Genomic DNA, 25,035 nt, shown 5'->3' with positions numbered 1-25,035 from the left:
CCTACGCTTTAACCAACTTTTTTGAGTAAATAAACCTTCCACAGTAAGGACACTTACTCTTGCCCGGAGTTAAGTTTTTAATCAATTCCCTATATTCTGCCGGAGAGTAAGTCATACCACACCCTTCACAAGCACCAGAAGAGATATCTGAAAAGACTAGACCGTTAAATTTACTCTTAAGCTGCTCAAACTTTTCTATTTCAGAAGGCTCCATGGAAGACTTAAGGTCCTCAATCTCTTTTAGAAGTTTTTCCTTTTTCCTCTTTAAGATTTCCACTTCTGAAGAGATCTCCTCAATCTCCTCTTTTAACTTCTGAATCTCAGGTGAAAACTGTTCTTTAACTTTCCTATAAGCATCCTTCAGAGCTTCTACTTCAGCCTCTACCATGGTCAACTTCTGTTTTGCCTTTATCACCTCGTCTTCGTTCTTTGCAATAGCTCTTAAGACCTTCTTAAACTCTTCTCTGCTCTTTGCGCTTTCCTTCTGCTTTTCAAGCTCTTCTATCCTGAGCTTCTTATACTCAATAAAGTTCTTAAGCTCTGAAAGCTCTTTCTCTTTTTCTCTTAACTTATCCGCTGCAGATTCAATCTTCCTTTCAACTTCAGCGAGTTTAGAAAGGAGCTCTCTCTTCTCCTTCTCAAGATCATTTATCTTAGTACCGAGCCTTATAGACTCTATTTCAAGGTTTTGAACCTTAAGAAGTTTTTCATTCAACATCTCTAACCACCTCAAAGGGAGATTTTTCGTTAAGAATTAAATAGTCAAGCGAAGGAAAAGCCTCTAGCAAGACTTTTTTCAGCGACACAAAAAATAGTCTCTCCGTTCCAAAATGTCCCATATCAAAAATAGTAAGTCCAAGATCAAGAGCCTTCATAGCATCGTGGTACTTTACATCCCCTGTTATGTAAACCTGAACTCTTTTGTAGACTAAGTCTATAAAAGATGCACCACTTCCAGAACAGACCGCAACTTTCTCTACCTTTTCAGTAGGTTTATAGTTAACAGTCCTAAAAACGTCCGTGGGTAAGAATGAAACTAATTTCTCTAGAAGTTCCTTCTGAGTTAAAGGTTCCCTTAAAAGGCCAAGAACTCCGTAAGGAGGTCTCTCAACGATAGGTTCCCCTTTAAGACCAATCTCATCGGCTATGAACCTTGTTGGACCGTAAGGAGAAACGTCAAGGTTTGTATGGAGGGAGTAGACTGAAATTCCTCTCTTAATAAGTTCCAGATAAAGGAGAGAAGGGTAAACATCAGGCACAAAAGATTTTACTCCTGAAATCGTTAAAGGGTGATGGGTAATTATTAAATCAACTCCTTTACTTACAGCTTCCTCTATAACAGACCTTGACACAGTAAGGGCAAAGCCCACAGTCTTAACCTCAGCCTCTTCCCAGCCTACCTGAAGGCCAGAGTTATCCCAAGTATCCTGAGCTGAAAGGGGAACGAGAGACTCTAAAAAATCCTTTATTTCCTTAAGCTTAACCATCTATCTCCTCCGTTAAGTGGTAGAATTCTACAAAAATTCAGCGGGAGAAACTATGGCCTACAAAGATTTAAGGGACTTCATTAGAAAACTTAAAGAGGAAGGGGAGCTTGTTGAAATAGAATACCCCGTTAGCTCTTATCTTGAGATAACGGAGATAGCAGATAGAGCCGTTAAAGCTGGCGGTCCAGCCCTTCTATTTAAAAACGTTGATGGAAAAGAGATACCCGTCGCAATTAACCTATTTGCAAGCTACAAAAGGCTAAAAATGGCCCTTGAGGATGACCCGGATAACATCGGTAATAGGGCGGCAAAACTACTAAAACCTGAAAAACCTTCAGGTTTTATAGACAAGATAAAGAAGTTAGTGGAACTCAAGAAGATAGCAGACATCTTTCCTAAAGAGATCTCAAAAAGTAAAGCCCCCTGTAAAGAGGTAGTAGAAGAACCAGACCTATCTAAATTCCCCATACTCTTTTGCTGGCCTAAGGATGGAGGAAGGTTTATAACCTTGCCTCTAGTCTTTACCAAAGACCCGGAAACTGGAGAACGAAACTGTGGAATGTACAGGCTTCACGTCTACTCAAAGAATACAACGGGAATGCACTGGCACTGGCACAAAGTAGGAGCAAAGCACTTTTGGAAAGCTAAAAAAATGGGAATAAAGAAGTTCCCCGTTGCAGTTGCAATAGGCTCAGACCCAGCCGTTATCTACTCGGCAACAGCTCCCCTGCCTGAAGACGTTGATGAGATGGTATTTGCAGGCTTTTTAAGGGGAAAACCTGTTGAAATGGTAAAGTGTGAAACCGTTGACCTTGAAGTTCCCGCAAATGCAGAAATTGTCCTCGAAGGTTACGTTGATACTGAAGAGTTTAGGTTTGAAGGCCCCTTTGGAGACCATACAGGCTACTATTCACTACCTGACTTCTACCCCGTCTTCCACGTTACATGTATAACGAGGAGGAAAAACCCCATATACCCAGCAACAATAGTTGGAAAACCTCCAATGGAAGACTGCTACATAGGAAAGGCTACAGAGAGGATTTTCCTTCCCCTTTTAAAAACTCAACTTCCAGAAATCGTTGATATGAACCTTCCTATTGAAGGGGTTTTTCACAACTTTGCTTTTATCTCCATTGACAAAAGGTATCCAGGACACGCAAGGAAGGTCATTTCAGCCCTCTGGGGAATGGGACAGATGAGTTTTACTAAGAACATAGTTATCTTTGATAAGGATACAAACGTTCACGACATTGGAGAGGTTATTTGGAGGTGGGGAAACAACGTTGATCCAAAGAGGGACATTATCTTCAGCGAAGGACCTGTTGATGCCCTTGACCACACGTCTCCACTTCCCTTCTACGGAAGTAAGATGGGAGTTGACGCAACTAGAAAGTGGAAGAGCGAAGGGTTCACTAGGGACTGGCCACCAGATATTGAAATGGACGAAAGAATCAAGAGGAAAGTTGATCAAATTTGGGATGAGCTTGGACTGCCAAGTCCTATAAAGAAACCTAACCCTTGGAGCTGGGGATATTAAAGGTTGACAAGAGGAGTTGCAAGTTATATTAATCTATAACTGGTTAATAACAATAATATTGCTCTTATTCTAAAAAGGCGGGCGATTGCCCGCCCCTCTTTATCTACTTTAAGTGGGATAGGTCAATCTCCTCAGCAACACAGCAGTAACGCTTTCCTCCCAGCCTCCCAACAACTCCTTTAGAAGTATCTAAGAGCTCCTCTTTCCACTTCAAGGCAACAACTTCCCCAATCACAACGTCCATAGGGGTTGAACCTAGAGGAACAATCTCCTTAACCACACACTCTAAAGAGGCCGGAGATTCCTTTACTCTGGGAGGTTTAACGCAAATGGAAGGTTCAAGTTCAACTTGAAGCTCCTCTGCCTCATTAGCTTGAGGAGGATAGTCTCTACCGGTAAGGTGCATTTTCTCAAGGAGATTCCTAGTTACAACGTTAACAACAAACTCTCCAGTTTCCTTTATGTTCTTTGAAGTATCCTTTAAACTGCCGTCCTTCCTTTTCCCTATAGAGACCATTAAAAGGGGCGGCTTTGTTGTTATTGCGTTGTAAAAGGAAAAGGGAGCCAAGTTAACGGCCCCCTCTATTGAAACCGTGGAAATCCAGGCAATAGGCCTTGGGACAACAAGGTTAAAGATAAGTTTACTTAAGGTCTGCTGGGGGAGCTCAAAAGCCCTCGCAGACTTCAACTTAAACCTCCTCTTTCCTTAAAACCTTCACCTTGAAAGTAAGAGGAACTCCCGCAAGGGGATGGTTGTGGTCAAGGACAACTTCACTTTCGTTAAAAGAGACAACCCTTACCAGAAATGCCCTGCCATCTGGAGTTGTTCCTTGAAGAACTTGTCCTTCATAGAGTTCTAACCCTTGAAGGGCCTGTCTTGGAACCTTTTCTACCAGTTCTTCCCTTCTCTCACCGTAAGCTTCAGAAGGTTGAAGGGTAAAGGTCTTTTCCTGACCTTCTTCCATCTCTGCAACTTCCCTTTCAAAGCCGGGAATCACTTCGCTTTGACCTGTTGTGAAAGTAAAGGGTTCCCTTCCTTGGGTAGAGTCAATAACGTTTCCGGAAGGGTCTGTGAGGGTGTACTCAACTGTGTAGCGGTACTTTTCCATAGAAAACTCCTTAAAAATTATTTAGCCCCATCTTACCCTTTTTTTGAGAAAAGTTCCATCGCTGCCCTTACAGAGGAACCGAAGTCAAAAGAGGTGTATCCAAGCTTCTTAAGGGCAAACTCTGTAACTTCAAGACCTGTCAAGACGTCAAACATGTCAACGTATCCCATATGGGAAAGCCTGAAAATCTTCCCCTTTAGGTGTTCCTGTCCTCCTGCTATAGTTATGCCAAACTCTTCCCTTGCAACCCTAACAATCTCCTGACCATCCATTCCAGCAGGAACCTTTACTGCCGTAACTCCATTTGCGGGGTTCTCAGATAGTAACTCAAGCCCGAGGGCCTTCACCCCTTCCCTAGTTGCCTCGGCCAAGATTTGGTGCCTTTTGGCAACGTTCTCAAGACCTTCTTCATCAATCATCTTTAAGGCTTCGTTAAGGGCCACAACAAGGTTTGTAGCCGTTGTGTATGCAGTTTGACCTTTCCTTTGCTGTTTTATCTCTTTACGGAGGTTAAAGTAGTAGGACCTATCCCTTACCTTCTCCAACCTCTCCTGAGCTTTTCCGTTTAAGGATATAACGGCAAGACCGGGTGGGGTCATCAAGGCCTTCTGTGAACCGGTTATCGCAACGTCAATCCCCCACTGATCTGTAGGGATATCGTAAACGCCATAAGCAGTAATTCCATCTGCAATCAAGAGAACGTCATCGTAACCTTTAAGAAGCTCCCCTATAGCCCTAACGTCGTGGACTGTTCCCGTTGAAGTTTCACAAATCTGAACTAAAACTCCTTTAACGCCCGGGTTCTCCTCAATAGCCCTCTTAACTTCCTCAACTTTAACTGATTTACCCCACTCAACTTCAACTACAACGGGATTTACTCCGTAAGTTTGGCAGAGCTCCTGCCACCTCTGGCCAAACTTCCCCCCAACTATAACAACAGCGCTATCTCCGGGATTAAAGAGGTTTGAAACTGCAGCTTCCATTGCTCCAGTTCCGGAGCTGGTAAGGATTAGAACTTCCCCTTCTGTTCTTAAAACTCTCTTTAGCAGTTGCCTCGTCTCAAGGAAAACCTCCTTAAATTCTGGAGAGCGATGGTAAAGTGTAGGCCTTGAGAGGGCTTCAAGAACCCTTTCTGGAACCATCGTCGGCCCCGGAGTTAACAACCTCTTCTTTATCGGCTTCAACGCTTCCTCCTAAGAAAGGATTTTTAAAAACTTCCTCAAAATCGTTTTCTGGCCGTAATTTGCAAAGAACGCGGTAATTTTATCTCCTTCAACTCTCTTTACTACACCCTTACCGAACTTCTGGTGGTAAACCAGCCTAGGTCTTTTCTCCTTAGGTTCAAGGGTTTGAGGTTGAGTCCCTTTTTCACTTTGAAGTCTTGTTCTCTTCTTAACCTCTTTAATCAAGTGGGAAGGGATTTCGGATATGAAGCGGGAAGGCCGAGAAAGGCGCCTTGAACCAAAGAGTCTCCTCTCTCTTGCGTAAGAGAGGGTTAAAAGTCTCTTCGCTCTAGTAACTGCAACGTAAAAGAGCCTTCTCTCTTCCTCAACCTCACTGCTGGTATCCGTTGAACGGGCGTGGGGAAAGATTCCCTCCTCCAGGCCAGCAACAAAGACAACCGGAAACTCAAGCCCCTTTGAGGCGTGAACTGTCATAAGGACTACTTTTTCCTCCTCTTTCATAGAGTCCTGATCACTTGATAGGGCAACCGTTGATAGAAACTCTGTGTAGAGCTCCCTTCCCTTTAAACCATCCTTCTCTAAGAGTTCCTGAAGCGTGTTTCCAAGTTCCCTAACGTTCTCCAGCCTACTCTCCCAGTCTTCCGGAAATTCGTTCCTCAGGAACTCCTCATAGCCCACACTTTTAACGAGAAGTGATAGAAAGTCGTAGGAAGGAAGTTCCTCAAGCTTTTCCCTCAAAAACTCAAGGTTCTCAAGGAGTTCCTTCACAGCCTTCTTTTGCTTCTCCTGCTTTAAAAGTTCCTGGAGCTCCCTTAAAGCCTCAAGGGTTCCCAGCCCTCTATCAAGGAGCCCTTTTAAGAGCTCCTGAGTTTTGGCTCCCAGCCCTCTCTTTGGAACGTTTAAAATCCTCATCAAGGATATTTCGTCCCTATCAAAGATTAAAAGCCTCAGGTAAGCCAAAACATCTTTGACTTCCTTCCTTTCGTAGAACTTTAGCCCCCCTACAATCTGATAGGCTATTCCCTCCTTCCTTAAAACATCCTCTATAACCCTTGAAAGGGAGTTAGTCCGATAAAAAACTGCAATATCCTTTGGAGAAACTCCTTTTTTAAGGAGAAGTTTTATCGTTTGGGCTATAAAGATGGCCTCATCTACCTCGTTCTCCCCTCTATAAAGGCGAATCATTTCACCTTCAGGGTTATCGGTGTAGAGCTCTTTCCCTTTCCTGAGTCTATTGTTTGAAATTACCGAATTTGCAGCCTCCAAAATTGTCTTTGTGCACCTATAGTTCTTCTCAAGCTTTATGACCTTTGCACTTTTAAAGTCCTTCTCAAAGGAGAGTATGTTATCTATGTTGGCTCCCCTCCAGGTGTAGATACACTGGTCTTCATCACCTACAGCACAGATGTTACCCTTTTCGTAAGTTAAAGCTTTAGCTATTTCATACTGAACCTTGTTTGTATCCTGATACTCGTCTATTAAAACGTACTGGAAATAGTCTGAAAGCCTCTCCTTTACTTTGGAAACGGCAAGGAGCTCCTTTCCCTTTAAGAGAAGGTCATCAAAGTCAAGGGCACTTAACTTATTCAACCTTTCGTTGTAAAGGTTGTAAATCTCAGAGAGTTTAGGATAGTGAGAAATCATAGATTCAGCTGAGTAAAGGCCATTCTTTACGTTACTAATCAGAGAAGAAACGGTATTTGGAAAGTAGAGTTCACTGTCAAGGTTTAAATCCTTAATTACCTCTTTCAAAACCCTCTTTTTGTCATCAGTATCAACTATTATAAAGTTCCTGTCTATCCCTACCTCTTCTCCGTAACTCCTTAAAATCCTTACACAAAAGGAGTGAAAAGTTGAAACAAAAACGGGAGCTGAGGAGCCTAGTAAGGCTTCAACCCTCTCCTTCATCTCCTTAGCTGCCTTGTTCGTAAAAGTAATGGCAAGTATCCTCTCAGGCCTAAAGTTCAATACCTTAACCATATAGGCAATCTTATAAGTAATAACTCTCGTCTTTCCGGAACCGGCACCGGCAAGGATGAGGAGGGGAGAATCAAAGTATAAAACCGCCTCCTTCTGCTGCGGATTTAAATCTTTCAGGAGTTTTTCCACCTTTTCCTCCTAAGATTAGGGAGAGAATTATACTCACGCTGAAAATGGAACAGAGAAAAGGCTTAAAAGAGTGAACTTAAGGGAAGTTTTTCTAAGGAAGTAAGGCTCTTGTCTAAGGCTTATAAACTATAGTTGATATGGCATGCTTATAGGCTAGTATGTTCCCCATGTAGTTCTTTAACTTCAAACAGAACCTATCAAAGCCTTTAAGCTTAGCTTCAACCTTACTTCCGTTCCTAAAGTAAACAATAATCCTTTTACCTAACATGCTCCTGAGTTCCCTACTTTGAACTCCCCCCATAGTTGAACAGGCAACCACCTTGTAGCCTTCCTTTAACTTCTCTTCTACTTCCTTCTGCTGGGAAGGGGTAAGGAGGGGAGGAAGTGCAGGAATCATCATTGCCGGTCTAACTATAAGCTCATCATCTACTTCCTCGTAAATTATATCCCCAGAAGACTTTAAAAGCTGAAGGAGAGGCCTTACGTTCTCAGGGCGAACGGATAGAACTTCAGCAAGTTCATCCAGGGTTCCCCGAAACTCTCCCTTTTCCTCAAGGAGCTCTATCAGTTCTATTTGTGCTTCCTCTAAGGTCTTATACCTTTTCATTTCAAAACCTACTCAAAGAGAATTGTTGCAATAGCGTGTTTATAAACGAGAGACTTACCTTTAGGAGCCGTCATCGCAAGGGTAAAGTTATCGTAATCAAGGAGAACTCCTTCAAGCCTTGTTCCGCTTATGAGGAAAACTGTAACCGGTTTTCCAAGGAGGGAAGAGAGTACCTGATCCTGAAGGGACTTCTTCTTTTCCTTTTCCTTCTTCTCACTCTTTTTCTCCTCAACTTTCTCCTCGCTCACCGGCTCCTCCTTTGGAGACTCCTCTACTTCTTCCTTCTCCTCCTGTTCCTGTCTTTGGGCAAGAGTTATGAGTAATCCCTTGCCTCTTCTAGTTTCAGACTTAAGGAAACCTTCCTCCTCAAGCTCGCCGAGTACCTTCTTTATAAGGTAGGGAGAGGCCCCTGCTAGTTGAGAGAGCTCCTCTATAGTTCCACTATATTCTCCAAACTCAGAGATATACTCCTTTAACCAGGTTTTAACCTTATCCGATTTTGTCTGAGCCATACTATTTCCTCCGATAACCGGTTAAAAACATACTTTAAGAAGACTTAAGAATTTCCCGCTCTAAAGTTTTAGTGTTATAAGTCCCTTTTAAGAAAGGTTCACTCTCCAAAATTTTCTGGTGAAGGGGAATAATTGTCTTTAAGTTTCCACCTATAACAAACTCCGATAGGGCCCTCCTTCCCCTCTTTATGGCCTCTTCCCTAGTTTCTCCCCAAACTATCAGTTTTCCCAAAAGGGAGTCGTAGTAAATGGGAACTGAGTATCCTTCATAAACGTAAGTATCTACCCTAACTCCGAAACCTCCAGGGATTAGGAGTTTTTCAATCTTACCTGGAGTAGGCCTAAATTCTTTTTCGTAGTCCTCACAGTTTATTCTAAATTCTATTGCATGGCCGTTCAAATTAACTTGATTTAAATCAAGTTTCTCCCCTGCTGCAGCAGAAATTTGAAGAGCAATTAAGTCTTTTCCAGAAACCATTTCTGTAACTGGATGTTCTACTTGAATTCTAGTGTTCATCTCAATGAAGTAGAAATTTCCGTTCTTATCAACGAGAAACTCTACCGTTCCTGCCCCTTCATAGTTTATATACTCGGCAAGTTTAACTGCAGCTTTAGAGAGCTCCTGCCTTAAACTTTCACTAACAAAGGGAGAAGGCGACTCCTCTAAAACCTTCTGATGTCTCCTTTGAAGGGAGCACTCACGCTCTCCAAATGTTACTACATTTCCGTAGGAATCTGCAATAATCTGAACCTCAATATGTCTAGGCTCTTCAATGTACTTCTCAATATAGACCTCCCCACTTCCAAAGGCCGCTTCAGCTTCAGCCATAGCAGTAACTATGAGGTTCTCAGCCTCCTCTTCCCCCTCTATCAACCTCATTCCCCTGCCCCCGCCACCGTGGGCAGCTTTAACTAGAGCCGGAAAGCCTATCTCTTTAAGGAAGGCAAGTCCCTCCTGAACGTTCTTTACTATTCCGCTTCCCGGAACTACCGGAATTCCAGCCTTAAGGGCAACGTCCCTTGCTTTAGCCTTATCTCCCATCAATACCATAGTTTCAGGTGAAGGGCCAATGAACTTTATACCGCAGGCACTGCAGATTTCTGCAAACCCTGGATTTTCAGATAGGAAACCGTAACCGGGGTGAATCGCATCTGCACCCGTTAGCTCCGCAGCAGCAATTATTGCAGGAATGTTTAAGTAACTCTCCTGAGGTAGAGGACCGCCTATGCAAATTGCCTCATCTGCAAGGTAGACGTGAAGAGAGTCTTTATCTGCCTTGGAGTAAACGGCAACTGTCTTTATTCCAAGCTCTCTGCATGTTCTTATTATCCTTACAGCTATTTCTCCCCTGTTTGCTATGAGAACTTTCTTAAACATCCACTACCTCGGTTCAATGTAGAAAAGGGGCTGGCCGTACTCTACAGGCTGACCGTTTTCAACCAGGATTTTCTTAACAACTCCGGAAACTTCAGACTCAATCTCGTTCATAACCTTCAGGGCCTCAATTATGCAAAGAGTCTGTCCCTTCTCAACGTAATCTCCCTCTTTAACGAAAGGCTCAGCTCCGGGAGCAGGAGCTCTATAGAAAGTACCCACCATGGGAGACTCAACAACGAAATACTCTTCCTCAGGCTCTTTAACTTCCTCCTCAGAAGTTGAAGGTTGGGAAGGAGGAATCTGGGAAGGAGAAACCGAAAAACCTTCCCTTTTAAACTTAGCTTTTAACTTAAAGCCCTCAGCTTCAAGCTCTATCTCTTCCAAAGAAGTATTTTCAAGGCTTTTAAGGAGCTCTTTTATTTTCTCAATCAAAATACCCTCCTACTTAACGTTAACCCTCTCTATGTACTCTCCTGTCTCGGGATTAACCCTAACCATATCACCGGGGTTAATGAACATAGGAACTTGAATTACAGCCCCAGTCTCAAGGGTTGCCGGTTTTGTAACGTTACTTACAGTGTCTCCCTTAAAGCCCGGCTCTGTATCAACAACCTGAAGGACTATACTCTTTGGAAGTTTAACGGAGATAGCTTCTCCTTTGTAAAACTGAACCATCACTGTTGTGTTCTCTTTAAGGAACTTTGCTTTATCGCCTAGAGAAGCAGCCGGAACCCCTACCTGCTCGTAGGTTTTGGAGTCCATAAAGTAGTAAAACTGACCATCGTTGTAGATGTACTCCATTTCCCTCTCTTCAAAATCGGCAAGTTCAAGTTTTTCACCGACTTTGTACGTCTTCTCAACAACGTTACCGGTTTTTAAGTTTTTAAGCTTTATCCTAGCGAAAGCCTGACCTTTACCAGGTTTAACGTGTTGATAATCAATTATTTCGTATGGAGCTCCTTCAATTTCAAGCTTCATTCCCTTTGCAATCTGGTTTACATCTATTGAAGGCACGACGGAACCTCCTTTAAGAAGTTTGAATTTTGAGAAAATTATAGCAACAAATTTTAGGAGGTTTTTATATTTTGAAAAAGCTCATAATCCTATCACTCTTTCCCCTGTTGACTTCATTTACCATGTGCGGCCATAGGGGAGCTCCCAAACCTCCTCTCACCTATAACCCTTCCGTTCCAGAAGTGCACCCTCCAGTTCAGGAATTTAAATCTCCCCTAATCTGGTGGGAAAGGGTAGAAACCTTTGAAGACAGAAGGAAAATCCCTCAAACCGAAAAAATTAAGTACAGAGTAATTATAGACTTTGGAAAAAGGGAAGTAGAAACGGAAGAGAACTACTTTAAGGATAAACCGATAGAACCTAAAGAGAAAAGGTGCTATTCCATCGTAGCAGTCTACGGGAAAAACAAAAGTAAAAAAAGCGAGCCCCTCTGCATAGTTGGAAGGGAGCCTATAGAAGAAGTGCCGAGAGTCATAAAAACTCTAGAAGGAGACGGATTAATTAAAATAGAAATAGCTCCCCACAAAAATTTTAAGGTTGAAGTCTTTAAAAACCAAAAGGAGCCATACGTAAAACCTTACAGGATTTTAGATGAAGGATCTACAGAGTTCATAGATAAAGAAGTAGAAAACGGTAAAAGCTATACTTACCTACTCAGGTTCTCCAAAGGAAAATTAAAGGGAAGGTTTGCAGAACCTATTACACTAACTCCAAAGGATACCCTTCCTCCAGAACCGCCTGGAAATCCCCTATTAATAAAGGGAGAAAAGTGCCTCTTAGTCTGGGAACCTTCACCTTCTAAAGACACGGTAGCCTACTTGATAGAAACAGATAAAAGAAAATTCAAAACGTCTGGAATATACTTTACACTTACAGAGTGCCCAAAAGAGGTAGAACTCTTTGCAGTTGACAAAGCCGGAAATTTATCAAGACCAGTTAAGCCGGAGGTAATTGATGAAGAAGGTAGCGGTAGTAATGGGAAGTAAGTCAGACCTGCCGGTAATGGAAGCCTGCACAAAGACACTTGAGGAGTTTGGAGTTCCTTACGACGTTAAGGTCCTCTCAGCCCACAGGACAATTGATGAGGTTATAGCCTTCTGCGAGAGGGCGGAGGAGGAGTACGACGTAATAATTGCCGCTGCAGGTTACGCAGCCCACCTTGGGGGAGTAATTGCTGCAAAGACGGTTCTACCGGTAATTGGAGTTCCCCTTGATGCATCACCTTTAAAGGGAATTGATTCCCTCCTATCAATAGTTCAGATGCCAGGAGGAATTCCTGTAGCCACGGTAACTATAGGGAAGGCAGGAGCAAAGAACGCAGCAGTCTTAGCAGTAGAGATAATGGCCATTAAGTACCCAGAGCTCAAAGAGAAGCTAAAGGCCTACAGAGAAGAGATGAAGAAAAGAGTCTTAGAGGGATAGATATGAAAGTTTACCCTGAGTGCCTTCCGTGTTTTTTAAACCAAATAGTTAAAACTTCAAAGGCTTGCGGCCTTGAAGAGAGTAAGACAATAGAGGTAGAAAGGGAAGTTGCAAAGTTCCTCTACAAGAACCTTCAGCCGGAAAAGTCACCGGGCTACAATGCAACTTTTATCCACAGGATATTTAAGGAAAAGACGAAAATAGAAGACCCTTTTAAAGCCCTAAAGGAGAAGTACAACTCTTTAGCCTTAAAACTTGAACCTATCCTCTACGAGGAGTACTACTTAAAGATAAAGAACAGAGTTGAAGTTGCAGTAAGGCTCGCTGCACTTGGAAACGTTATAGACTTTGGAGTTCCAACCCTATTTGACCTTGAAGAGGAGATAAAGAACTTCTTTAAAACTCCCTTTGCCTACTACGATGAGGCAATATTTGAAAGGTTCTTAGTTCCCGGAAAAACCGTCCTCTACCTTGCGGATAACGCTGGAGAGATAGTATTTGATAAGTTCCTAGTTAGGGAACTTAAAGAGAAGGGATTAAAGGTCGTTCTAGCAGTTAGGGGAGCTCCGGTCCTAAACGATGCAACCGTTGAGGACGCTATAAAGACAAAGATTGCAGAGCTGGTTGATGAGGTTATTGACAGCGGAAGCGACGTCATAGGAATTGACCTTGAAAGGGCTCCGGAGAAGTTCAAAGAACACTGGAAGAAAGCCTACTTTATTATCTCTAAAGGTCAGGCCAACTTTGAAACCTTAGATGGGATCTACGACAAGGACATCTTCTTCATCCTAAAGGCAAAGTGTGATCCGGTGGCAAAGGAGCTAAGGTGTAAAAGGGGAGAGCTCATATTCCTATACAACAAACACCTCCTTGACCTTAAGGAAGGGAATGAAGGTAGTTAAGAAGAGCCTTGAAAACGCTCCCGTCGTTTCCCGGCTGATAATGGAAGGGGAAATAGTCTGTTGCCCAACGGACACACTTTACGGACTTCTCGGGAGCGCTACAAACGAAAAAGCAGTTGAGAAAGTCTACAGTATAAAGGGAAGGGAGAGGGAAAAACCCTTAATCGTCCTCTTTAAGGATCTAAACCAGGCTCAGGAGCTTGGAGTTTTAATTGATGATAATTTAAGGGAGAAACTGGAAAGAGTATACCCTGCACCTTTAACGGTTATCCTTCCCCTCAAGGAGGACTCCCCCTTTAGGAAGGTGTTTAAAAGGGACAACCTCGGAATAAGGATTCCAAAAGACGACTTCCTGTTAAAGGTTATAGAGCTCTCAACTCCCCTCTTTGCCCCAAGTGCAAACCCTTCCGGGAAGGAACCTGCCGAGAACTGTAAAGAGTGCAGAATTTACTTTGAAGGTCGGATACCCCTCTGTGTAGAGGGGAAGGCTTCAGGGAAGCCGTCAACCCTAGTTTCACTAGTCGGAAAAGAGCTAAAAGTCTTAAGAGAGGGAAGTTTCCCCAAGGAAAAACTCCTGGAGGTACTTAATGGATAACCTAAAAGTTGTCTTTATGGGAACTCCGGACTTTGCGGTTCCTTCACTTAAAGCCCTAAAAGAAGCTGGGTACGAAGTACCTTTAGTTGTAACTCAGCCGGATAAACCTGCAGGAAGGGGAAAGAAGTTAAAACCCCCGCCGGTTAAAGTTGAAGCTGAGAAGTTAGGACTAAAGGTCTACCAACCTGAAAAAATTAAGGATAACAGGGAGCTTATGGAGCTCCTAAAGGAAATTTCTCCAGACTTAATAGTCGTTGCAGCCTATGGGAAGATACTTCCAAAGTGGCTTTTAGAAGTTCCAAAGTACGGAGTAATTAACGTCCACGCTTCACTCCTTCCAAAGTATAGGGGAGCATCTCCTATTCAGGCAGCCCTCTTAAATGGCGAGAAGGAGACAGGCGTAACGATAATGAAGGTTATTCCAGAGCTTGACGCCGGAGACGTAATCTCACAGAGGAAAGTTGAAATTACAGAGGAAGATAACGCCCAAACCCTCCACGATAAACTCTCAAGGCTCGGAGCAGAGCTCCTTGTTGAAACAATACCGAAGTTCATAAGTGGAGAAGTTAAACCGGTCCCTCAGGACAACTCAAAGGCAACCTACTGCCCTAAGATAACAAAGGAGATGGGGAAAATTGACTGGGGAAAGCCGGCTGAGGAGATATTCAACATGGTAAGGGCCTTTACTCCGTGGCCAGGAGCCTTCAGTCACTACAAAGGGAAAATGGTAAAGCTCTCAAAAGTTCTACCTGTTGAAGGAGAGGGAAGGCCTGGAGAGGTAATTGAGGCCAAAAGGAGGCTCGTAGTTGCAACGGGAAAGGGAGCTCTGGAGATTTTAAGGATAAAACCAGAAGGAAGAAAGGAGATCAGCGGAGAGGAATTTATAAGGGGCTACAGGGTTAAATCAGGAGATATTTTTCAGTAATAGCTTTATATTTAAAGTTGCAAATTATTTTACTGAAGGAGAAACGAATGGTTAAGGATAGAATTGAGGAGTTTAAGAGGAAGGCCAGGGAAACCGGATTAAAGGTTACTCCTCAGAGGTTGGCAGTATACAGGGAAATCGTTTCAAGGCACGACCACCCAAGCGCCGAGGAGCTCTACGAGAACTTAAAGGAGAAAATAGAGGGAATATCACTCACTACGGTATACAGAACCCTTGCAAGCCTTGAAAAGGCAGGCCTCGTCCAGAGAGTTCCAACCTTAAAGGATAAGGTAAGGTACGACGCAAAAGTTGAACCCCACAGTCACTTTATATGCGTTAAGTGTGGAAGGATATTTGACCTTGAAATAGTCCCTGAAGTTGACAGGAGTAAAATTGAAGTGGTGGGAGAACCCCTAAACTGTACATTAATGTGCTACGGCATATGTAGAGAGTGTAAAGTTGAAGGGACATAGACTCTTTATGGACCCAGTCTACGAGGAGTTTATCCCCATTAAGAGGGGATCTCTCCTTGACAGGGTAATATCAAGTAGGTTCCTTCAAAGGCTCAGGTATATAAGGCAGCTTGGGCCCTGCTACTTAGTTTACCCGGGAGCTGAACACACAAGGTTTCAGCACTCTCTAGGGGTTACGTGGCTTGTAGATAAAGCCCTTTACTACCTTGAACTTAACGGTTTTAAGGTAGAGAGTGAAGTAAAAGAAGCAGTTAGGCTTTCAGCCCTTCTTCACGACGTAGGTCACTCCCCCTTTTCCCACGCCCTTGAAGGGTTCATTCTCCCACAAAATCATGAAGAGCTAACAGTTTACGGTATTAAAACCCTCAAAGAAGAGGAAAACTTAGAGAAAGAAGTTGTTGAAGAGGTGGTAAAAATTCTAAAGAAAGAACACTCCCTTCCCTTTACCTACCAGCTGGTATCAAGCCAGCTTGACTGTGACAGGCTTGACTACCTCAGGAGGGACAGTTTCTACACAGGTGCAGCCTTTGGGAGAATTGACTACAACAGGATCTTAATCTCAGGACTCCTTGAAAATGGAGAACTAGTTTGGAGCATAAAGGGCTTTAACGCCCTTGAAGCTTACGTAATGTCAAGATATCAGATGTACTGGGCTGTTTACTTCCACAAGGGAAACCTCTCAGCCCAGGTCCTCCTTCAGAAGGTAGTAAAGAGGGTAAAGGAGCTCCTTCTAAACGGGGAAGAACTTCCAGTAAACGGTCACCTTAAGAGGACCCTCAAGGAGGGAAGTAAAGAGGACTTCTTCAACCTAACAGATGGCCACCTCATATGTGCAATTTATGAGCTAAAGGACTGGAAAGACCCTATACTGAAAGACCTCTGTTGGAGGTTCGTAAAGAGGAAACTATTTAGGACAGTTGAAGTTAGTCCTACGCTTTTAATTGAGCTTAGAGAAAGAGTAGAGAAGCTGGGATTTAACCCTGAGTACTACTTTGAGGTCGTTGAACCTTCAAAGGTAGCCTACTCCTACTACTCACCCGACGGAAAGGACGTTATAAAGGTAAAGGTTGAGGGGAGAATTGAGGAGCTCTCATCGGTTGCCCCAACAGATGCAGTAAAGGCCCTTTCAAGGAAAGTTTCAAAGACCTATGCAGTCGTTCCTCCGGAAGTTTTGGAACAGTAAAGCTCAACTATCCTTTCAACTATCTTAGTAGTTGATATCTGGTAGTTAAAGGGAATCCTCTCAACTCTCCCTGCAAACTCCCTGCCTACGATCTTCTCAATAGGCCAGTCGGCTCCCTTAACCAAAACGTCAGGTCTTACAGCCTTTATAACTTCAATGGGGGTTTCCTCTTCAAATATGAAGACAAGGTCAACAGGCTTTAAGGATGATAGAAGCTTTGCCCTCATATCTTCAGGAACTATAGGCCTCTTTTCCCCCTTAATTTTCCTGATTGAGCTATCGCTGTTCATACCAACTATAAGGAAATCACCAAAACTCTTAGCCCTTTCAAGGTAGTCTGCATGGCCTGCGTGAAGTACGTCAAAACAGCCGTTTGTAAAGACTATCTTCTTACCCTTTAAGCGGAGCTCCTCAACAAGGCCTTTAAGCTGGTCTAAATTTCTTAAAACCCTAACCAAATCACCCTCCACGGGAATAAGATTTGTTTAGAGAATTTATTTTACGGAGAGGAAAATGGCAGAAGTTATTAACGTAATAGGCGGAGGACTTGCGGGAGTTGAAGCGGCGTGGAAGGCAGCGGAGAGAGGCCACAAAGTTAGACTCTTTGAAATGAGGCCTAAAAAGAACACCCCTGCACATAAAACAGATAAACTGGCAGAGCTAGTCTGTTCCAACACCCTCGGAGGAATTGATATAACAACTCCAAGGGGACTCCTTAAGAAGGAGATGGAGCTCCTAGGATCCCTCATTATTGATGCAGCTAAGAGAACCAGCGTTCCTGCAGGAGGAGCTCTAGCAGTTGATAGGGAAAAGTTTGCAGACTACATAACCGAGAAAATAGAGAACCACCCTAACATTGAGGTAATAAGGGAAGAGGTTAAAGAGATTCCAGAGGAAGGAATAACAGTGGTAGCTACAGGACCTCTAACCTCCAATGAATTCTCAAAATACCTAAGGGAGTACTTAGGTCAGGAGGAACTCTCCTTCTACGACGCAATCTCTCCGATAGTCTACGCAGATACCATAGACTACTCAAAGTGCTTCTGGGGCTCAAGGTGGGGTAAAGGAGGAGATGATTACCTTAACTGTCCCATGACAGAGGAAGAGTACGATAGGTTCTACAGAGCACTGATGGAAGCCGAAAAAGTTCCCCTGAAAGACTTTGAAAAGGCATGCTACTTTGAAGGGTGTATGCCTATAGAGGAGATGGCAGAGAGGGGAAAGGAAACCCTCCTCTTTGGCCCTTTAAGGCCTGTTGGACTAATTGACCCAAGAACAGGGAAACAGCCCTACGCAGTCGTCCAGCTGAGGAAAGAGAATAGAGAAGGAACTCTCCTAAACCTGGTAGGTTTTCAAACAAAACTAAAGTACCCGGAGCAGAAGAGGGTTTTCAGGTTAATTCCCGGACTTGAAAATGCAGAGTTTGCAAGGTACGGAAGCATTCACAGGAATACCTTTATAAAGTCTCCGGTTCTCCTAAAGAGGACCCTTCAGTTAAAGAAAAACCCAAGGGTCCTCTTTGCAGGTCAGATAACGGGAGTTGAGGGATACCCTGAATCAGCCGCAACGGGTATAATTGCAGGGCTAAACGCATCAAGGCTTTTAGAGGGAAAAGAACCGGTATACCCTCCTGAAACTACAATGGTTGGAGCTCTCCTTAAGTACATAACGAGCGCCGATCCAAAACACTTCCAACCTATGAACGCAAACTTCGGTCTCCTACCTCCACCGGAGAGGAGAATTAAAGGTAAACTTAACAGGAGAAAGTATTTATCTGAAAGAGCGTTGAGGGATATGGAGAAATGGTTAAAAGGGCTCTCATAAGCTTTCTTCTGTTTACCCTTCCATCCTACGGTGCAGTCTACCAAATAGACGTAGTTAAAGAGAGGGAACTTAAACTAGAGAAGCCCCGTTTCTTCGTTTACAAAGTAAAAAGAGGTGATACCCTCCTCAAGATTATGAAAAAGTTTAAAATTCCTAGGGGCTTTCTATACGAGATAGTAAAGGTTAACAAGCTAAAAAGCCCTAACCTGATATACGTCGGTCAGAAGTTAAAACTCCCTGCTGAAGGGGAGCTCAAAAAGAAAGAGAAAACAAGGAAAGTTCACCCATCAGAGAAGGACTTTAAGTTCCTCAAGACTATTGGAACGGTAGTAAAGGATAACGGAATCCTATTTACAGACTACGGAAAGGTAAATTTGAGGAAAACTCCTATCATTGAGACTAACGGAAAGAGGTTTATTGTTGACCTATCAGGACAAATCGGCAGTAAAATGAAAAGAAGCCTTGAATCTGCAGGTTTCACAGTTGTAGGGAGGAAAGAACTTGAAAAACTTATAGATAAAGTCCTCTCTGAAAACTTCTCGTCCATAACAAAAAACGGAGAACTAATCCTGGGAGAGAAAGATATACTGATCTACAAGTACGACTTTATGGGCTACAACAAGTTTACCGGACAGAGAACCGTTATAAACAGGGAAGCCGACACCCCTCCGGCCTTAGAAAAAATCCTAAATGCCTACGGAATAGCCGTAATACAACCTCCCTACAGGAAGCTTGACACAGATGAGGGGAACGGAAAGCTAAAGATTGTAAAGGGAAAGGGAATAGAGAAAATAAACGCCGTAATGAAGATCTTAACTGGAAAAAGGGGAATTGAAAAGGAAGAAGGTCTCTTCTTTCCCGGTTTAAACCTCTACGTAGTCTACGACTTTATAGACCCTGAGGAAAAGGTAAAGTTGGAGCTCCAAGGAAACAAGGTTGTAGTTCTAAGCGGGAACTTTCTCCAAGATATTCAGAACATCTTAACGCTAGTTCCCTTTGCAAACAAAGAACTAAACCTTATCCTCTACGAACCTCCACTATCAAAGGGGAAAAGGTCAACCTTTAGAATAGAGGGTCTTTTAGTCTCAACTCCTAAGGAAGACTGGTTCTTAATAGACTCGGTAGATAAACCTGAAGAAATACCTTACCTGGTTTCAAGGGGAGTCAACGTTATAGTCTATTAAACCCTCCCTTACTGGGAGGGCTTATCGTTAAGGGCCATTACTCCCGGCAGTTCCTTACCTGCGAGGAACTGTAAAAATGCACCACCGCCAGTTGAGACGTGGTCAAACTTATGCTCAAGGCCGAGTTCCTCAATTGCAGCAACGCTATCTCCACCGCCAACTATCCTTAAAGCATCTGTTTTATCGGCAATAGCCTTTGCAACTTCAAGAGTTCCAACCCTAAACTTCTCAAATTCATAAACTCCCATAGGGCCGTTCCAGAGAATCGTTTTAGCATCGGCCATTGCCTCCTTAAAGAGCTCCACGGTAGCAGGTCCAATATCAAGGCCCATCATATCCTCTGGAATTTCCTTATAGGTCGTGAGTTTTGTATGGGCAGTTGGAGAGAACTCATCTGCGTTATTACTATCAACGGGAACGTAGAACTTAACTCCTTTCCTATCAGCCTCCTCCATAATCCTCCTAGCAGTATCCAAAAGCTCATCCTCAACCAAAGACTTTCCAACGCTATAACCGGCAGCCTTCAAAAAGGTGTAGGCCATCCCACCGCCGATTAACATCTTGTCAACTATCTTCAGGAGGTTCTCTATCACCTCCAACTTACCAGAAACTTTTGAACCTCCTATTATCAGGACTAAAGGCCTTTCAGGGTTGTCAAGGGCCTTTTGGAGGTACTTAATCTCCTTCTCAAGGAGAAAACCGGCAACGGCAACTTTAACGAACTTTGCGATTCCGTAAGTTGAAGCGTGCTTCCTGTGGGCAGTTCCAAAGGCATCGTTTACGTATATATCTGCAAGCCTTGCCAACTTCTCAGCAAACTCCGGATCATTCTTTGTCTCCTCAGGGTAAAACCTTACGTTCTCAAGGAGGGCAACCTCACCTTCTTTAAGGTTATTGACCTCCCACTCAACTTCCTCGCCGACACAGTCCGGAATGAACTTCACTTCTTTCTCAAGAAGGCGGGACAGCCTCTCGGCAACAGGTTTTAAAGATAACTTTGGATCCCAACCCTTCGGCCTATCAAGGTGTGAACATAAAACCACCCTTGCCCCGTGATCCATCAAGTAGTTAACAGTTGGAAGGGCCTCCCTTATCCTCTTATCGTTTAAAATCACTCCGTTCTCAATTGGAACGTTAAAGTCAACTCTAACAAAAACTCTTTTGCCCTTAAGGTCGGAAGGAGGAATATCCCTTAAAGTCATTTTGTTAAACATCTTTTTAAGTGGCATCTCTCCACCTCCTGAGTATTTCATTAACCCTTTCAGGAACTAAGTAGGAAATTGGTAAGCCCGATTTTAACCTTTTCCTAACCTCAGTTGAACTTACCTCAATTAGCCTTCCCTCGTAAATTGAAACCTGTGGGAGCTCCCCTTTTACCTTACCCCTTTTAAAACGGCCTACCGTAAAGTTAACTCCAAGTTCCTCCTTTACCCTTTCAACCTCCGGAGTAAACCCGGGACGGGATAGAACTATTAAATCGGCAAGCTCAAGGATCCTTAAGGGCTCTTTCCAGAGGGGAAGAGTGTTAAAGGAATCTACTCCCATTACGAAGAAGGGCTTTTCGCCGTAAAGTTCCCAGAAAGCCTGAAGGGTTTGATACGTGTATGAAACTCCTCCCTTCCTAATCTCGTAATCCCAAACCCTAAACCTGGGCTCTAAAGAGACAGCAGCCTTTAAAGCTTCAAGGCGGACTTCGGGAGGGATTGAGAGTTCCCCCTTTAAAGGCTGTAGGTTGGCCGGAACAAAGATGACCTCATCAAGCTTAAAGTCCTCAAGGACGTCCCTTGCCAAGATTAGGTGGCCCACGTGAACCGGATTGAAACTTCCTCCAAAGAGAGCTCTCAAACCTTCCTCCTTGACTGATCCAATTTTATTTGAAACTACCTAGCCGTTGCTATAATTTCAGCCCTAAAACCAACTTAGTATCAAGGAGTAAGAGATGGGAATGACGATAACTCAGAAGATACTAGCTGAGCACGCAGGAAAGGAAGAGGTTTACCCCGGCGAGTTAATTATGTGTAAGGTAGACATCGCTCTTGCAAACGACGTTACAGCTCCAATCGCAATTAAAAGGGTTAAGGAACTCGGAGTTAAGGACGTTTGGGATAGGGAGAGAATAGCCCTCGTTCCAGACCACTTTGTACCTGCCAAGGACATAAAGGCCGCAGAGCAAGTTAAAATGATGAGGGAGTTTGCCAAAGAGTACAAAATTAAACACTTCTGGCCTGAGGGAAGGGTAGGTATTGAACACGCCCTCCTACCTGAACAGGGAGTTGTAGTTCCCGGAGACGTTGTAATCGGAGCCGACTCCCACACGTGCACCTACGGAGCTCTCGGAGCATTTTCAACAGGAGTTGGTTCAACAGATATGGCCTACGCATGGCTAACGGGAGAAGTTTGGTTTAAAGTTCCCGAGCAGATGAAGTTCATCTACTACGGAAAGCGTCAGAGGTGGGTAGGCGGAAAGGATATCATCCTCTACGTAATTGGAATGATAGGAGTTGATGGAGCTCTCTACAAAACTATGGAACACACAGGTGAAGCTATAAGGGAGCTCCCAATGGACGACCGCTTCACAATCTGCAACATGGCAATTGAAGCCGGAGCAAAGAACGGAATAATTGAACCGGACGAAAAAACTCTTGAGTACGTTAAAGGAAGAGCTAAGAGACCTTACAAACTCTACAAATCCGATCCAGATGCAGAGTACTCAGAGGTTTACGAGATAGACGTCTCAAAAATTGAACCTCAGGTTGCATTCCCATTCCTTCCATCAAACACAAGGCCTGTAACTGAAGCAACCCACGTAACCATTGATCAGGTTGTGATCGGTTCCTGTACAAACGGTAGGATTAGCGACCTAAGGATTGCAGCTCAAATCCTTAAGGGTAAAAAGGTCAACCCGAATGTAAGGTGTATAGTAATTCCTGCAACACAGGAAATCTACAGACAGGCTCTTAAGGAAGGATTGATTGACATATTCCTTGAAGCTGAGTGCGTAGTTTCAACACCAACCTGTGGACCGTGCCTTGGGGGCCACATGGGAATCCTCGCAAAGGGAGAAAGAGCAGTAGCAACTACAAACAGGAACTTTGTAGGAAGGATGGGACACCCAGAAAGCGAAGTATACCTTGCCTCACCGGCAGTTGCAGCAGCCTCAGCGGTACTTGGAAGGATTGCCCATCCTGATGAAGTTGTTGGAGAAGGAAATTAATGGACATATTTGAAATCAGGAACTGGTTTGCACACAAGCTCTGCGACTACTTAAGGGAAAAGGATGAAGCTAGTTTAAAGGAGCTGGAAGAGGTCATAAACTCCGTCCTCTCCGGCTCCTCTTTGATTCCCAACATTAACGTTAACCTAAAAGAGGAAGACTCCTTTACTAAAGAGTACATAAAGCGAAAAGTCCTCTCCTACAAGAAGTTCCTCGAAAGATTACCAGAAAACGTTGAGCCAACCCAAGAGGACATTAGGAAAACAGTAGAAACTGCAAAACTGCTCTTTGAAGAAGGCTTCTACTTTGAAGTTCACGAGATTTTAGAAGAAATCTGGATGGGGGAGTTTGGAAAGTACAGGGATTTCCTTCAGGCCCTTATACAGATAGGAGTTGCATACTACCACCTTGAAAACTTCAACTTTAGGGGATTCCAACTCCTCCTTGAAAACGCTCTTCAGCTTTTGGATAGCTACAGTGAAGCCGTTTTCGGTATAGACGTTAATAGACTTAAAGAAGAGCTTAAAAGGGCAATAGAAACTCAAGAAAAAGTTAACCTATAAGTTGCACAATCCCAGTAGAGGCGTAAATTTATATACGCCGGGGTCTCTGCAACGCCCGGAGGGTGAACCCCGCCAGGCCCGGAAGGGAGCAACGGTAAGCCTGAAGGGCGTGTGCAGTAAGGCTCCGGCTTTACCTTTTTTCAAGGATTATTGAAAGAGCCCTTGCAACGTTCTCAACTATAGGAATAACCTGAGAGTAGTCCATCCTCTTAGGACCTATTATCCCCACAACTCCGCTGTTTCTAAACCCCACCCTGTACTTACCTAAAACGAAGCTAAAAGTGGAAAAAGGCTCAATGTTCGTCTCAGAGCCAAGAATTACAGAAATGTCCCTTCTTTCACCTAAAAACTTCTTTAGAATCTCAAGGAAGAGGGTTTTCTCCTCAAGGATCTCCAATATCTCTTTCATCTTCTTTACGTCATCTGAAACTATATCAACTAGGTTTGCCGTTCCATGGATCTCAAGGTGATTAACTTCATTTAAGCTCTTTAAGATCTCAGTGTTAAGTTTAAATGAAATCTCCGTAATCTCTCTCCTTAAGGTATCAATCTCCTCAACCAACTCCTTCTTTACCTCGTTTAAGCTTTTACCTCTAAACTTCTGAGTTAGGGTCCGACTTAAACGTTGAAGTTCTCCCTCAGGAATTGAAGCCCTTATCACTTTGTGAAGAACGTAATCAGGCTTAAAGTTGATAACCATTAATACCCTATCTGAAGAAACTTTAACCAGCGTAATTGACTCAACTGTTAAGTTCTCAACCAAGTTAATTCCAAAACCAACGTAGCCGGTAAGGGACTGAAGGAAGTCAAGGACCCTTGAAAGAATTTCATCCCTATCAAGAACTCTTTCACTCTGTAAGTAATCAATAAGCCTACCAACCAAAGTTTCGTCCCTACTTCCAAGGGCAAAGAAAAGACTGTTTATGTAAACCTTTAACCCTTCATCAGTGGGAACTCTACCTGCTGAAGTGTGGGGCTGATAGAGGTAACCTTTATCCTCTAGGTCTGCCATAACGTTCCGAATAGTTGCTGGACTAAAGGGCAGACCGTAAGTCTTTTGAAGAGTTCTTGAACCAACAGGCTCTCCTTCCTTTATGTAAAGCTCAGTAATTTTCAGCAGTATATCCCTTTCCCTCTCTGATAACTTCTCCTTCAAAACTTCTCCCATCTCTAAAATTAACAAATAAGGTTTTCACCATTAAATATAGAGTTTAAAATCCAAGTGATAGGTACTCGTCCTTATACTTAACGTACCTTAAAGCATGTTCCTTTAGACCTTCAATTTCCTCAGGAGTTAACTCCCTCTTAACCACCGCTGGAAAGCCCATAATGAGGGACCCAGGAGGAAACTCCTTACCTGGAGGAACCAAAGTCCCAGCCGCAACTATTGAGTTCTCATTTATAACGGCACCATCAAGAATAATCGCTCCAATCCCTATTAAACAGTTATCCTTAACTGTACACCCGTGGAGCTTAACAGAATGGCCAACGGTAACGTAAGAACCGATAACTGTTGGGTGGGTATTTCGGGTAACGTGAACAACGCTTCCATCCTGAATGGAAGTACACTTTCCCACCTTTATGTAGTTAACGTCTCCCCTCAAAATAGCTCCAAACCAGATTGAGCTATCGTCTCCTATTTCAACGTCACCAATTACGGTAGCGTTCTCAGCTATAAAGACCCTCTCTCCGACCTTAGGCTCTAGGTTCTTAAAAGCCTTAACCATCCCCACCTCCAAAGCAATGTGATTTAAGAATTTTAACAATTTAAGAGTATTCTTATTTGATGCACAGTGACTGAATAAAAATTTCC

28 protein-coding genes and 1 other RNA gene are annotated in these 25,035 nt (G+C 43.5%); 13 read left to right on the top strand and 16 right to left on the bottom strand.

Features of this window, described 5'->3' with window-relative positions:
• Nucleotide 1: 1 nt before the first annotated feature.
• Nucleotides 2-718: a zinc ribbon domain-containing protein gene (locus C7457_RS01045; protein ID WP_121169579.1), complete on the bottom strand. Its 717-nt coding sequence runs from the start codon at nt 716-718 to the stop codon at nt 2-4.
• The gene (locus C7457_RS01040) at nt 708-1,487 is read right to left on the bottom strand and encodes a Nif3-like dinuclear metal center hexameric protein (protein ID WP_121169578.1); all 780 of its coding nucleotides are present in this window, start codon (nt 1,485-1,487) and stop codon (nt 708-710) included. Before C7457_RS01040 ends, C7457_RS01045 begins: the two co-directional genes overlap by 11 nt.
• Before the next feature lie 52 nt (nt 1,488-1,539).
• Here C7457_RS01040 and C7457_RS01035 point away from each other — a divergent pair, with 52 nt between their 5' ends.
• Nucleotides 1,540-3,024 (top strand): menaquinone biosynthesis decarboxylase, encoded by a 1,485-nt coding sequence (locus tag C7457_RS01035; RefSeq protein ID WP_121169576.1) that lies wholly within the window; start codon nt 1,540-1,542, stop codon nt 3,022-3,024.
• A 103-nt stretch (nt 3,025-3,127) separates the two neighbouring features.
• On the opposite strand, the gene C7457_RS01030 is transcribed toward C7457_RS01035, so the two are convergent.
• From C7457_RS01030 to efp, 9 genes are all read right to left on the bottom strand, one after another.
• Nucleotides 3,128-3,712, bottom strand: a complete 585-nt coding sequence (locus tag C7457_RS01030; protein ID WP_121169575.1) for a flavin reductase family protein — start codon at nt 3,710-3,712, stop codon at nt 3,128-3,130.
• A gap of 1 nt (nt 3,713) precedes the next feature.
• The gene (locus C7457_RS01025) at nt 3,714-4,133 is read right to left on the bottom strand and encodes an FKBP-type peptidyl-prolyl cis-trans isomerase (RefSeq protein ID WP_121169573.1); all 420 of its coding nucleotides are present in this window, start codon (nt 4,131-4,133) and stop codon (nt 3,714-3,716) included.
• Nucleotides 4,134-4,165: 32 nt separating this feature from the next.
• Complete coding sequence (locus C7457_RS01020; protein WP_121169571.1) at nt 4,166-5,317, bottom strand: pyridoxal-phosphate-dependent aminotransferase family protein; 1,152 nt, start codon at nt 5,315-5,317, stop codon at nt 4,166-4,168.
• Nucleotides 5,318-5,326: 9 nt separating this feature from the next.
• Entirely contained in the window at nt 5,327-7,426 is a 2,100-nt protein-coding gene (locus C7457_RS01015) for an ATP-dependent helicase (RefSeq protein ID WP_121169570.1), read from the bottom strand.
• Nucleotides 7,427-7,538: 112 nt separating this feature from the next.
• Entirely contained in the window at nt 7,539-8,033 is a 495-nt protein-coding gene (locus C7457_RS01010; RefSeq protein WP_121169568.1) for an RNA chaperone Hfq, read from the bottom strand.
• An 8-nt stretch (nt 8,034-8,041) separates the two neighbouring features.
• Complete coding sequence (locus C7457_RS01005) at nt 8,042-8,545, bottom strand: RNA chaperone Hfq (RefSeq protein ID WP_121169567.1); 504 nt, start codon at nt 8,543-8,545, stop codon at nt 8,042-8,044.
• Nucleotides 8,546-8,579: 34 nt separating this feature from the next.
• Nucleotides 8,580-9,923, bottom strand: a complete 1,344-nt coding sequence (accC, locus tag C7457_RS01000) for an acetyl-CoA carboxylase biotin carboxylase subunit (protein WP_121169565.1) — start codon at nt 9,921-9,923, stop codon at nt 8,580-8,582.
• Between the two features lie 3 nt (nt 9,924-9,926).
• Nucleotides 9,927-10,355: an acetyl-CoA carboxylase biotin carboxyl carrier protein gene (gene accB, locus C7457_RS00995; protein ID WP_121169564.1), complete on the bottom strand. Its 429-nt coding sequence runs from the start codon at nt 10,353-10,355 to the stop codon at nt 9,927-9,929.
• 9 nt (nt 10,356-10,364) lie between these two features.
• Nucleotides 10,365-10,937 carry an elongation factor P gene (efp, locus tag C7457_RS00990; protein WP_121169562.1) on the bottom strand — a complete coding sequence of 191 codons (573 nt, stop codon included), beginning with the start codon at nt 10,935-10,937 and terminating at the stop codon, nt 10,365-10,367.
• Nucleotides 10,938-11,008: 71 nt separating this feature from the next.
• Here efp and C7457_RS00985 point away from each other — a divergent pair, with 71 nt between their 5' ends.
• The 7 genes from C7457_RS00985 to C7457_RS00955 are packed head-to-tail and all read left to right on the top strand — an operon-like array spanning nt 11,009 to nt 16,437.
• Nucleotides 11,009-11,923 carry a fibronectin type III domain-containing protein gene (locus tag C7457_RS00985; RefSeq protein ID WP_121169561.1) on the top strand — a complete coding sequence of 305 codons (915 nt, stop codon included), beginning with the start codon at nt 11,009-11,011 and terminating at the stop codon, nt 11,921-11,923.
• Nucleotides 11,892-12,359 carry a 5-(carboxyamino)imidazole ribonucleotide mutase gene (purE, locus tag C7457_RS00980; protein WP_121169560.1) on the top strand — a complete coding sequence of 156 codons (468 nt, stop codon included), beginning with the start codon at nt 11,892-11,894 and terminating at the stop codon, nt 12,357-12,359. The genes C7457_RS00985 and purE overlap by 32 nt, the downstream gene beginning before the upstream one ends.
• Nucleotides 12,360-12,361: 2 nt before the next feature.
• Entirely contained in the window at nt 12,362-13,261 is a 900-nt protein-coding gene (locus tag C7457_RS00975) for a damage-control phosphatase ARMT1 family protein (protein WP_121169559.1), read from the top strand.
• Complete coding sequence (locus tag C7457_RS00970; RefSeq protein WP_121170643.1) at nt 13,248-13,856, top strand: L-threonylcarbamoyladenylate synthase; 609 nt, start codon at nt 13,248-13,250, stop codon at nt 13,854-13,856. The genes C7457_RS00975 and C7457_RS00970 overlap by 14 nt, the downstream gene beginning before the upstream one ends.
• Entirely contained in the window at nt 13,849-14,781 is a 933-nt protein-coding gene (fmt, locus tag C7457_RS00965; RefSeq protein WP_121169558.1) for a methionyl-tRNA formyltransferase, read from the top strand. Before C7457_RS00970 ends, fmt begins: the two co-directional genes overlap by 8 nt.
• A 47-nt stretch (nt 14,782-14,828) precedes the next feature.
• Complete coding sequence (locus tag C7457_RS00960) at nt 14,829-15,254, top strand: Fur family transcriptional regulator (protein WP_121169556.1); 426 nt, start codon at nt 14,829-14,831, stop codon at nt 15,252-15,254.
• Entirely contained in the window at nt 15,241-16,437 is a 1,197-nt protein-coding gene (locus C7457_RS00955) for an HD domain-containing protein (protein ID WP_121169555.1), read from the top strand. The genes C7457_RS00960 and C7457_RS00955 overlap by 14 nt, the downstream gene beginning before the upstream one ends.
• Here C7457_RS00955 and rfaE2 read toward each other — a convergent pair.
• Nucleotides 16,401-16,895, bottom strand: a complete 495-nt coding sequence (gene rfaE2, locus C7457_RS00950; protein WP_121169553.1) for a D-glycero-beta-D-manno-heptose 1-phosphate adenylyltransferase — start codon at nt 16,893-16,895, stop codon at nt 16,401-16,403. The genes C7457_RS00955 and rfaE2 overlap by 37 nt on opposite strands.
• 55 nt (nt 16,896-16,950) lie before the next feature.
• Between rfaE2 and trmFO the strand changes: the two genes are divergently transcribed.
• On the top strand, nt 16,951-18,261 hold the full coding sequence (trmFO, locus tag C7457_RS00945; RefSeq protein WP_121169552.1) for an FADH(2)-oxidizing methylenetetrahydrofolate--tRNA-(uracil(54)-C(5))-methyltransferase TrmFO: 1,311 nt from the start codon (nt 16,951-16,953) through the stop codon (nt 18,259-18,261).
• Nucleotides 18,240-19,445, top strand: a complete 1,206-nt coding sequence (locus C7457_RS00940) for a LysM peptidoglycan-binding domain-containing protein (protein WP_121169551.1) — start codon at nt 18,240-18,242, stop codon at nt 19,443-19,445. The genes trmFO and C7457_RS00940 overlap by 22 nt, the downstream gene beginning before the upstream one ends.
• Nucleotides 19,446-19,453: 8 nt before the next feature.
• On the opposite strand, the gene C7457_RS00935 is transcribed toward C7457_RS00940, so the two are convergent.
• Together C7457_RS00935 and nadD are read right to left on the bottom strand one after the other, a co-directional pair.
• Entirely contained in the window at nt 19,454-20,659 is a 1,206-nt protein-coding gene (locus C7457_RS00935) for a phosphoglycerate kinase (protein ID WP_170137357.1), read from the bottom strand.
• A 4-nt stretch (nt 20,660-20,663) separates the two neighbouring features.
• Nucleotides 20,664-21,290 (bottom strand): nicotinate-nucleotide adenylyltransferase, encoded by a 627-nt coding sequence (gene nadD, locus C7457_RS00930; protein ID WP_121169548.1) that lies wholly within the window; start codon nt 21,288-21,290, stop codon nt 20,664-20,666.
• Nucleotides 21,291-21,384: 94 nt separating this feature from the next.
• Here nadD and leuC point away from each other — a divergent pair, with 94 nt between their 5' ends.
• The 3 genes from leuC to ffs all read left to right on the top strand — a co-directional run bounded on the left by leuC (nt 21,385) and on the right by ffs (nt 23,355).
• Nucleotides 21,385-22,659, top strand: a complete 1,275-nt coding sequence (gene leuC, locus C7457_RS00925) for a 3-isopropylmalate dehydratase large subunit (protein ID WP_121169547.1) — start codon at nt 21,385-21,387, stop codon at nt 22,657-22,659.
• Complete coding sequence (locus C7457_RS00920) at nt 22,659-23,222, top strand: DUF309 domain-containing protein (RefSeq protein ID WP_121169545.1); 564 nt, start codon at nt 22,659-22,661, stop codon at nt 23,220-23,222. The genes leuC and C7457_RS00920 overlap by 1 nt, the downstream gene beginning before the upstream one ends.
• A 35-nt stretch (nt 23,223-23,257) precedes the next feature.
• Nucleotides 23,258-23,355, top strand: an RNA gene (ffs, locus tag C7457_RS00915) — signal recognition particle sRNA small type.
• Here ffs and hrcA read toward each other — a convergent pair.
• Together hrcA and C7457_RS00905 are read right to left on the bottom strand one after the other, a co-directional pair.
• The gene (gene hrcA, locus C7457_RS00910; protein WP_121169544.1) at nt 23,353-24,378 is read right to left on the bottom strand and encodes a heat-inducible transcriptional repressor HrcA; all 1,026 of its coding nucleotides are present in this window, start codon (nt 24,376-24,378) and stop codon (nt 23,353-23,355) included. The two genes, ffs and hrcA, sit on opposite strands and share 3 nt — an antisense overlap.
• A gap of 55 nt (nt 24,379-24,433) precedes the next feature.
• Entirely contained in the window at nt 24,434-24,949 is a 516-nt protein-coding gene (locus tag C7457_RS00905) for a gamma carbonic anhydrase family protein (protein ID WP_121169543.1), read from the bottom strand.
• Nucleotides 24,950-25,035 lie beyond the last annotated feature (86 nt).

Origin of the sequence: Thermovibrio guaymasensis (genome assembly GCF_003633715.1) — a bacterium.
Lineage (GTDB): Bacteria > Aquificota > Aquificia > Desulfurobacteriales > Desulfurobacteriaceae > Thermovibrio > Thermovibrio guaymasensis.
Note: the sequence above shows the minus strand (reverse complement) of the source record. Positions and strands in the feature narration are given on the sequence as shown.

What these genes read in the sequence shown, in the direction of transcription:
- purE (WP_121169560.1), top strand. Translation starts at nt 11,892, where the DNA reads ATGAAGAAGGTAGCGGTAGTAATGGGAAGTAAGTCAGACCTGCCGGTA.
- C7457_RS01005 (WP_121169567.1), bottom strand. Translation starts at nt 8,545, where the DNA reads ATGGCTCAGACAAAATCGGATAAGGTTAAAACCTGGTTAAAGGAGTAT.
- C7457_RS00960 (WP_121169556.1), top strand. Translation starts at nt 14,829, where the DNA reads ATGGTTAAGGATAGAATTGAGGAGTTTAAGAGGAAGGCCAGGGAAACC.
- C7457_RS00940 (WP_121169551.1), top strand. Translation starts at nt 18,240, where the DNA reads ATGGTTAAAAGGGCTCTCATAAGCTTTCTTCTGTTTACCCTTCCATCC.
- C7457_RS00970 (WP_121170643.1), top strand. Translation starts at nt 13,248, where the DNA reads ATGAAGGTAGTTAAGAAGAGCCTTGAAAACGCTCCCGTCGTTTCCCGG.
- leuC (WP_121169547.1), top strand. Translation starts at nt 21,385, where the DNA reads ATGGGAATGACGATAACTCAGAAGATACTAGCTGAGCACGCAGGAAAG.
- C7457_RS00935 (WP_170137357.1), bottom strand. Translation starts at nt 20,659, where the DNA reads ATGTTTAACAAAATGACTTTAAGGGATATTCCTCCTTCCGACCTTAAG.
- C7457_RS00920 (WP_121169545.1), top strand. Translation starts at nt 22,659, where the DNA reads ATGGACATATTTGAAATCAGGAACTGGTTTGCACACAAGCTCTGCGAC.
- C7457_RS00975 (WP_121169559.1), top strand. Translation starts at nt 12,362, where the DNA reads ATGAAAGTTTACCCTGAGTGCCTTCCGTGTTTTTTAAACCAAATAGTT.
- fmt (WP_121169558.1), top strand. Translation starts at nt 13,849, where the DNA reads ATGGATAACCTAAAAGTTGTCTTTATGGGAACTCCGGACTTTGCGGTT.
- C7457_RS01010 (WP_121169568.1), bottom strand. Translation starts at nt 8,033, where the DNA reads ATGAAAAGGTATAAGACCTTAGAGGAAGCACAAATAGAACTGATAGAG.
- accC (WP_121169565.1), bottom strand. Translation starts at nt 9,923, where the DNA reads ATGTTTAAGAAAGTTCTCATAGCAAACAGGGGAGAAATAGCTGTAAGG.
- C7457_RS01040 (WP_121169578.1), bottom strand. Translation starts at nt 1,487, where the DNA reads ATGGTTAAGCTTAAGGAAATAAAGGATTTTTTAGAGTCTCTCGTTCCC.
- C7457_RS00905 (WP_121169543.1), bottom strand. Translation starts at nt 24,949, where the DNA reads ATGGTTAAGGCTTTTAAGAACCTAGAGCCTAAGGTCGGAGAGAGGGTC.
- C7457_RS01045 (WP_121169579.1), bottom strand. Translation starts at nt 718, where the DNA reads ATGTTGAATGAAAAACTTCTTAAGGTTCAAAACCTTGAAATAGAGTCT.
- C7457_RS01035 (WP_121169576.1), top strand. Translation starts at nt 1,540, where the DNA reads ATGGCCTACAAAGATTTAAGGGACTTCATTAGAAAACTTAAAGAGGAA.
- trmFO (WP_121169552.1), top strand. Translation starts at nt 16,951, where the DNA reads ATGGCAGAAGTTATTAACGTAATAGGCGGAGGACTTGCGGGAGTTGAA.
- C7457_RS01025 (WP_121169573.1), bottom strand. Translation starts at nt 4,133, where the DNA reads ATGGAAAAGTACCGCTACACAGTTGAGTACACCCTCACAGACCCTTCC.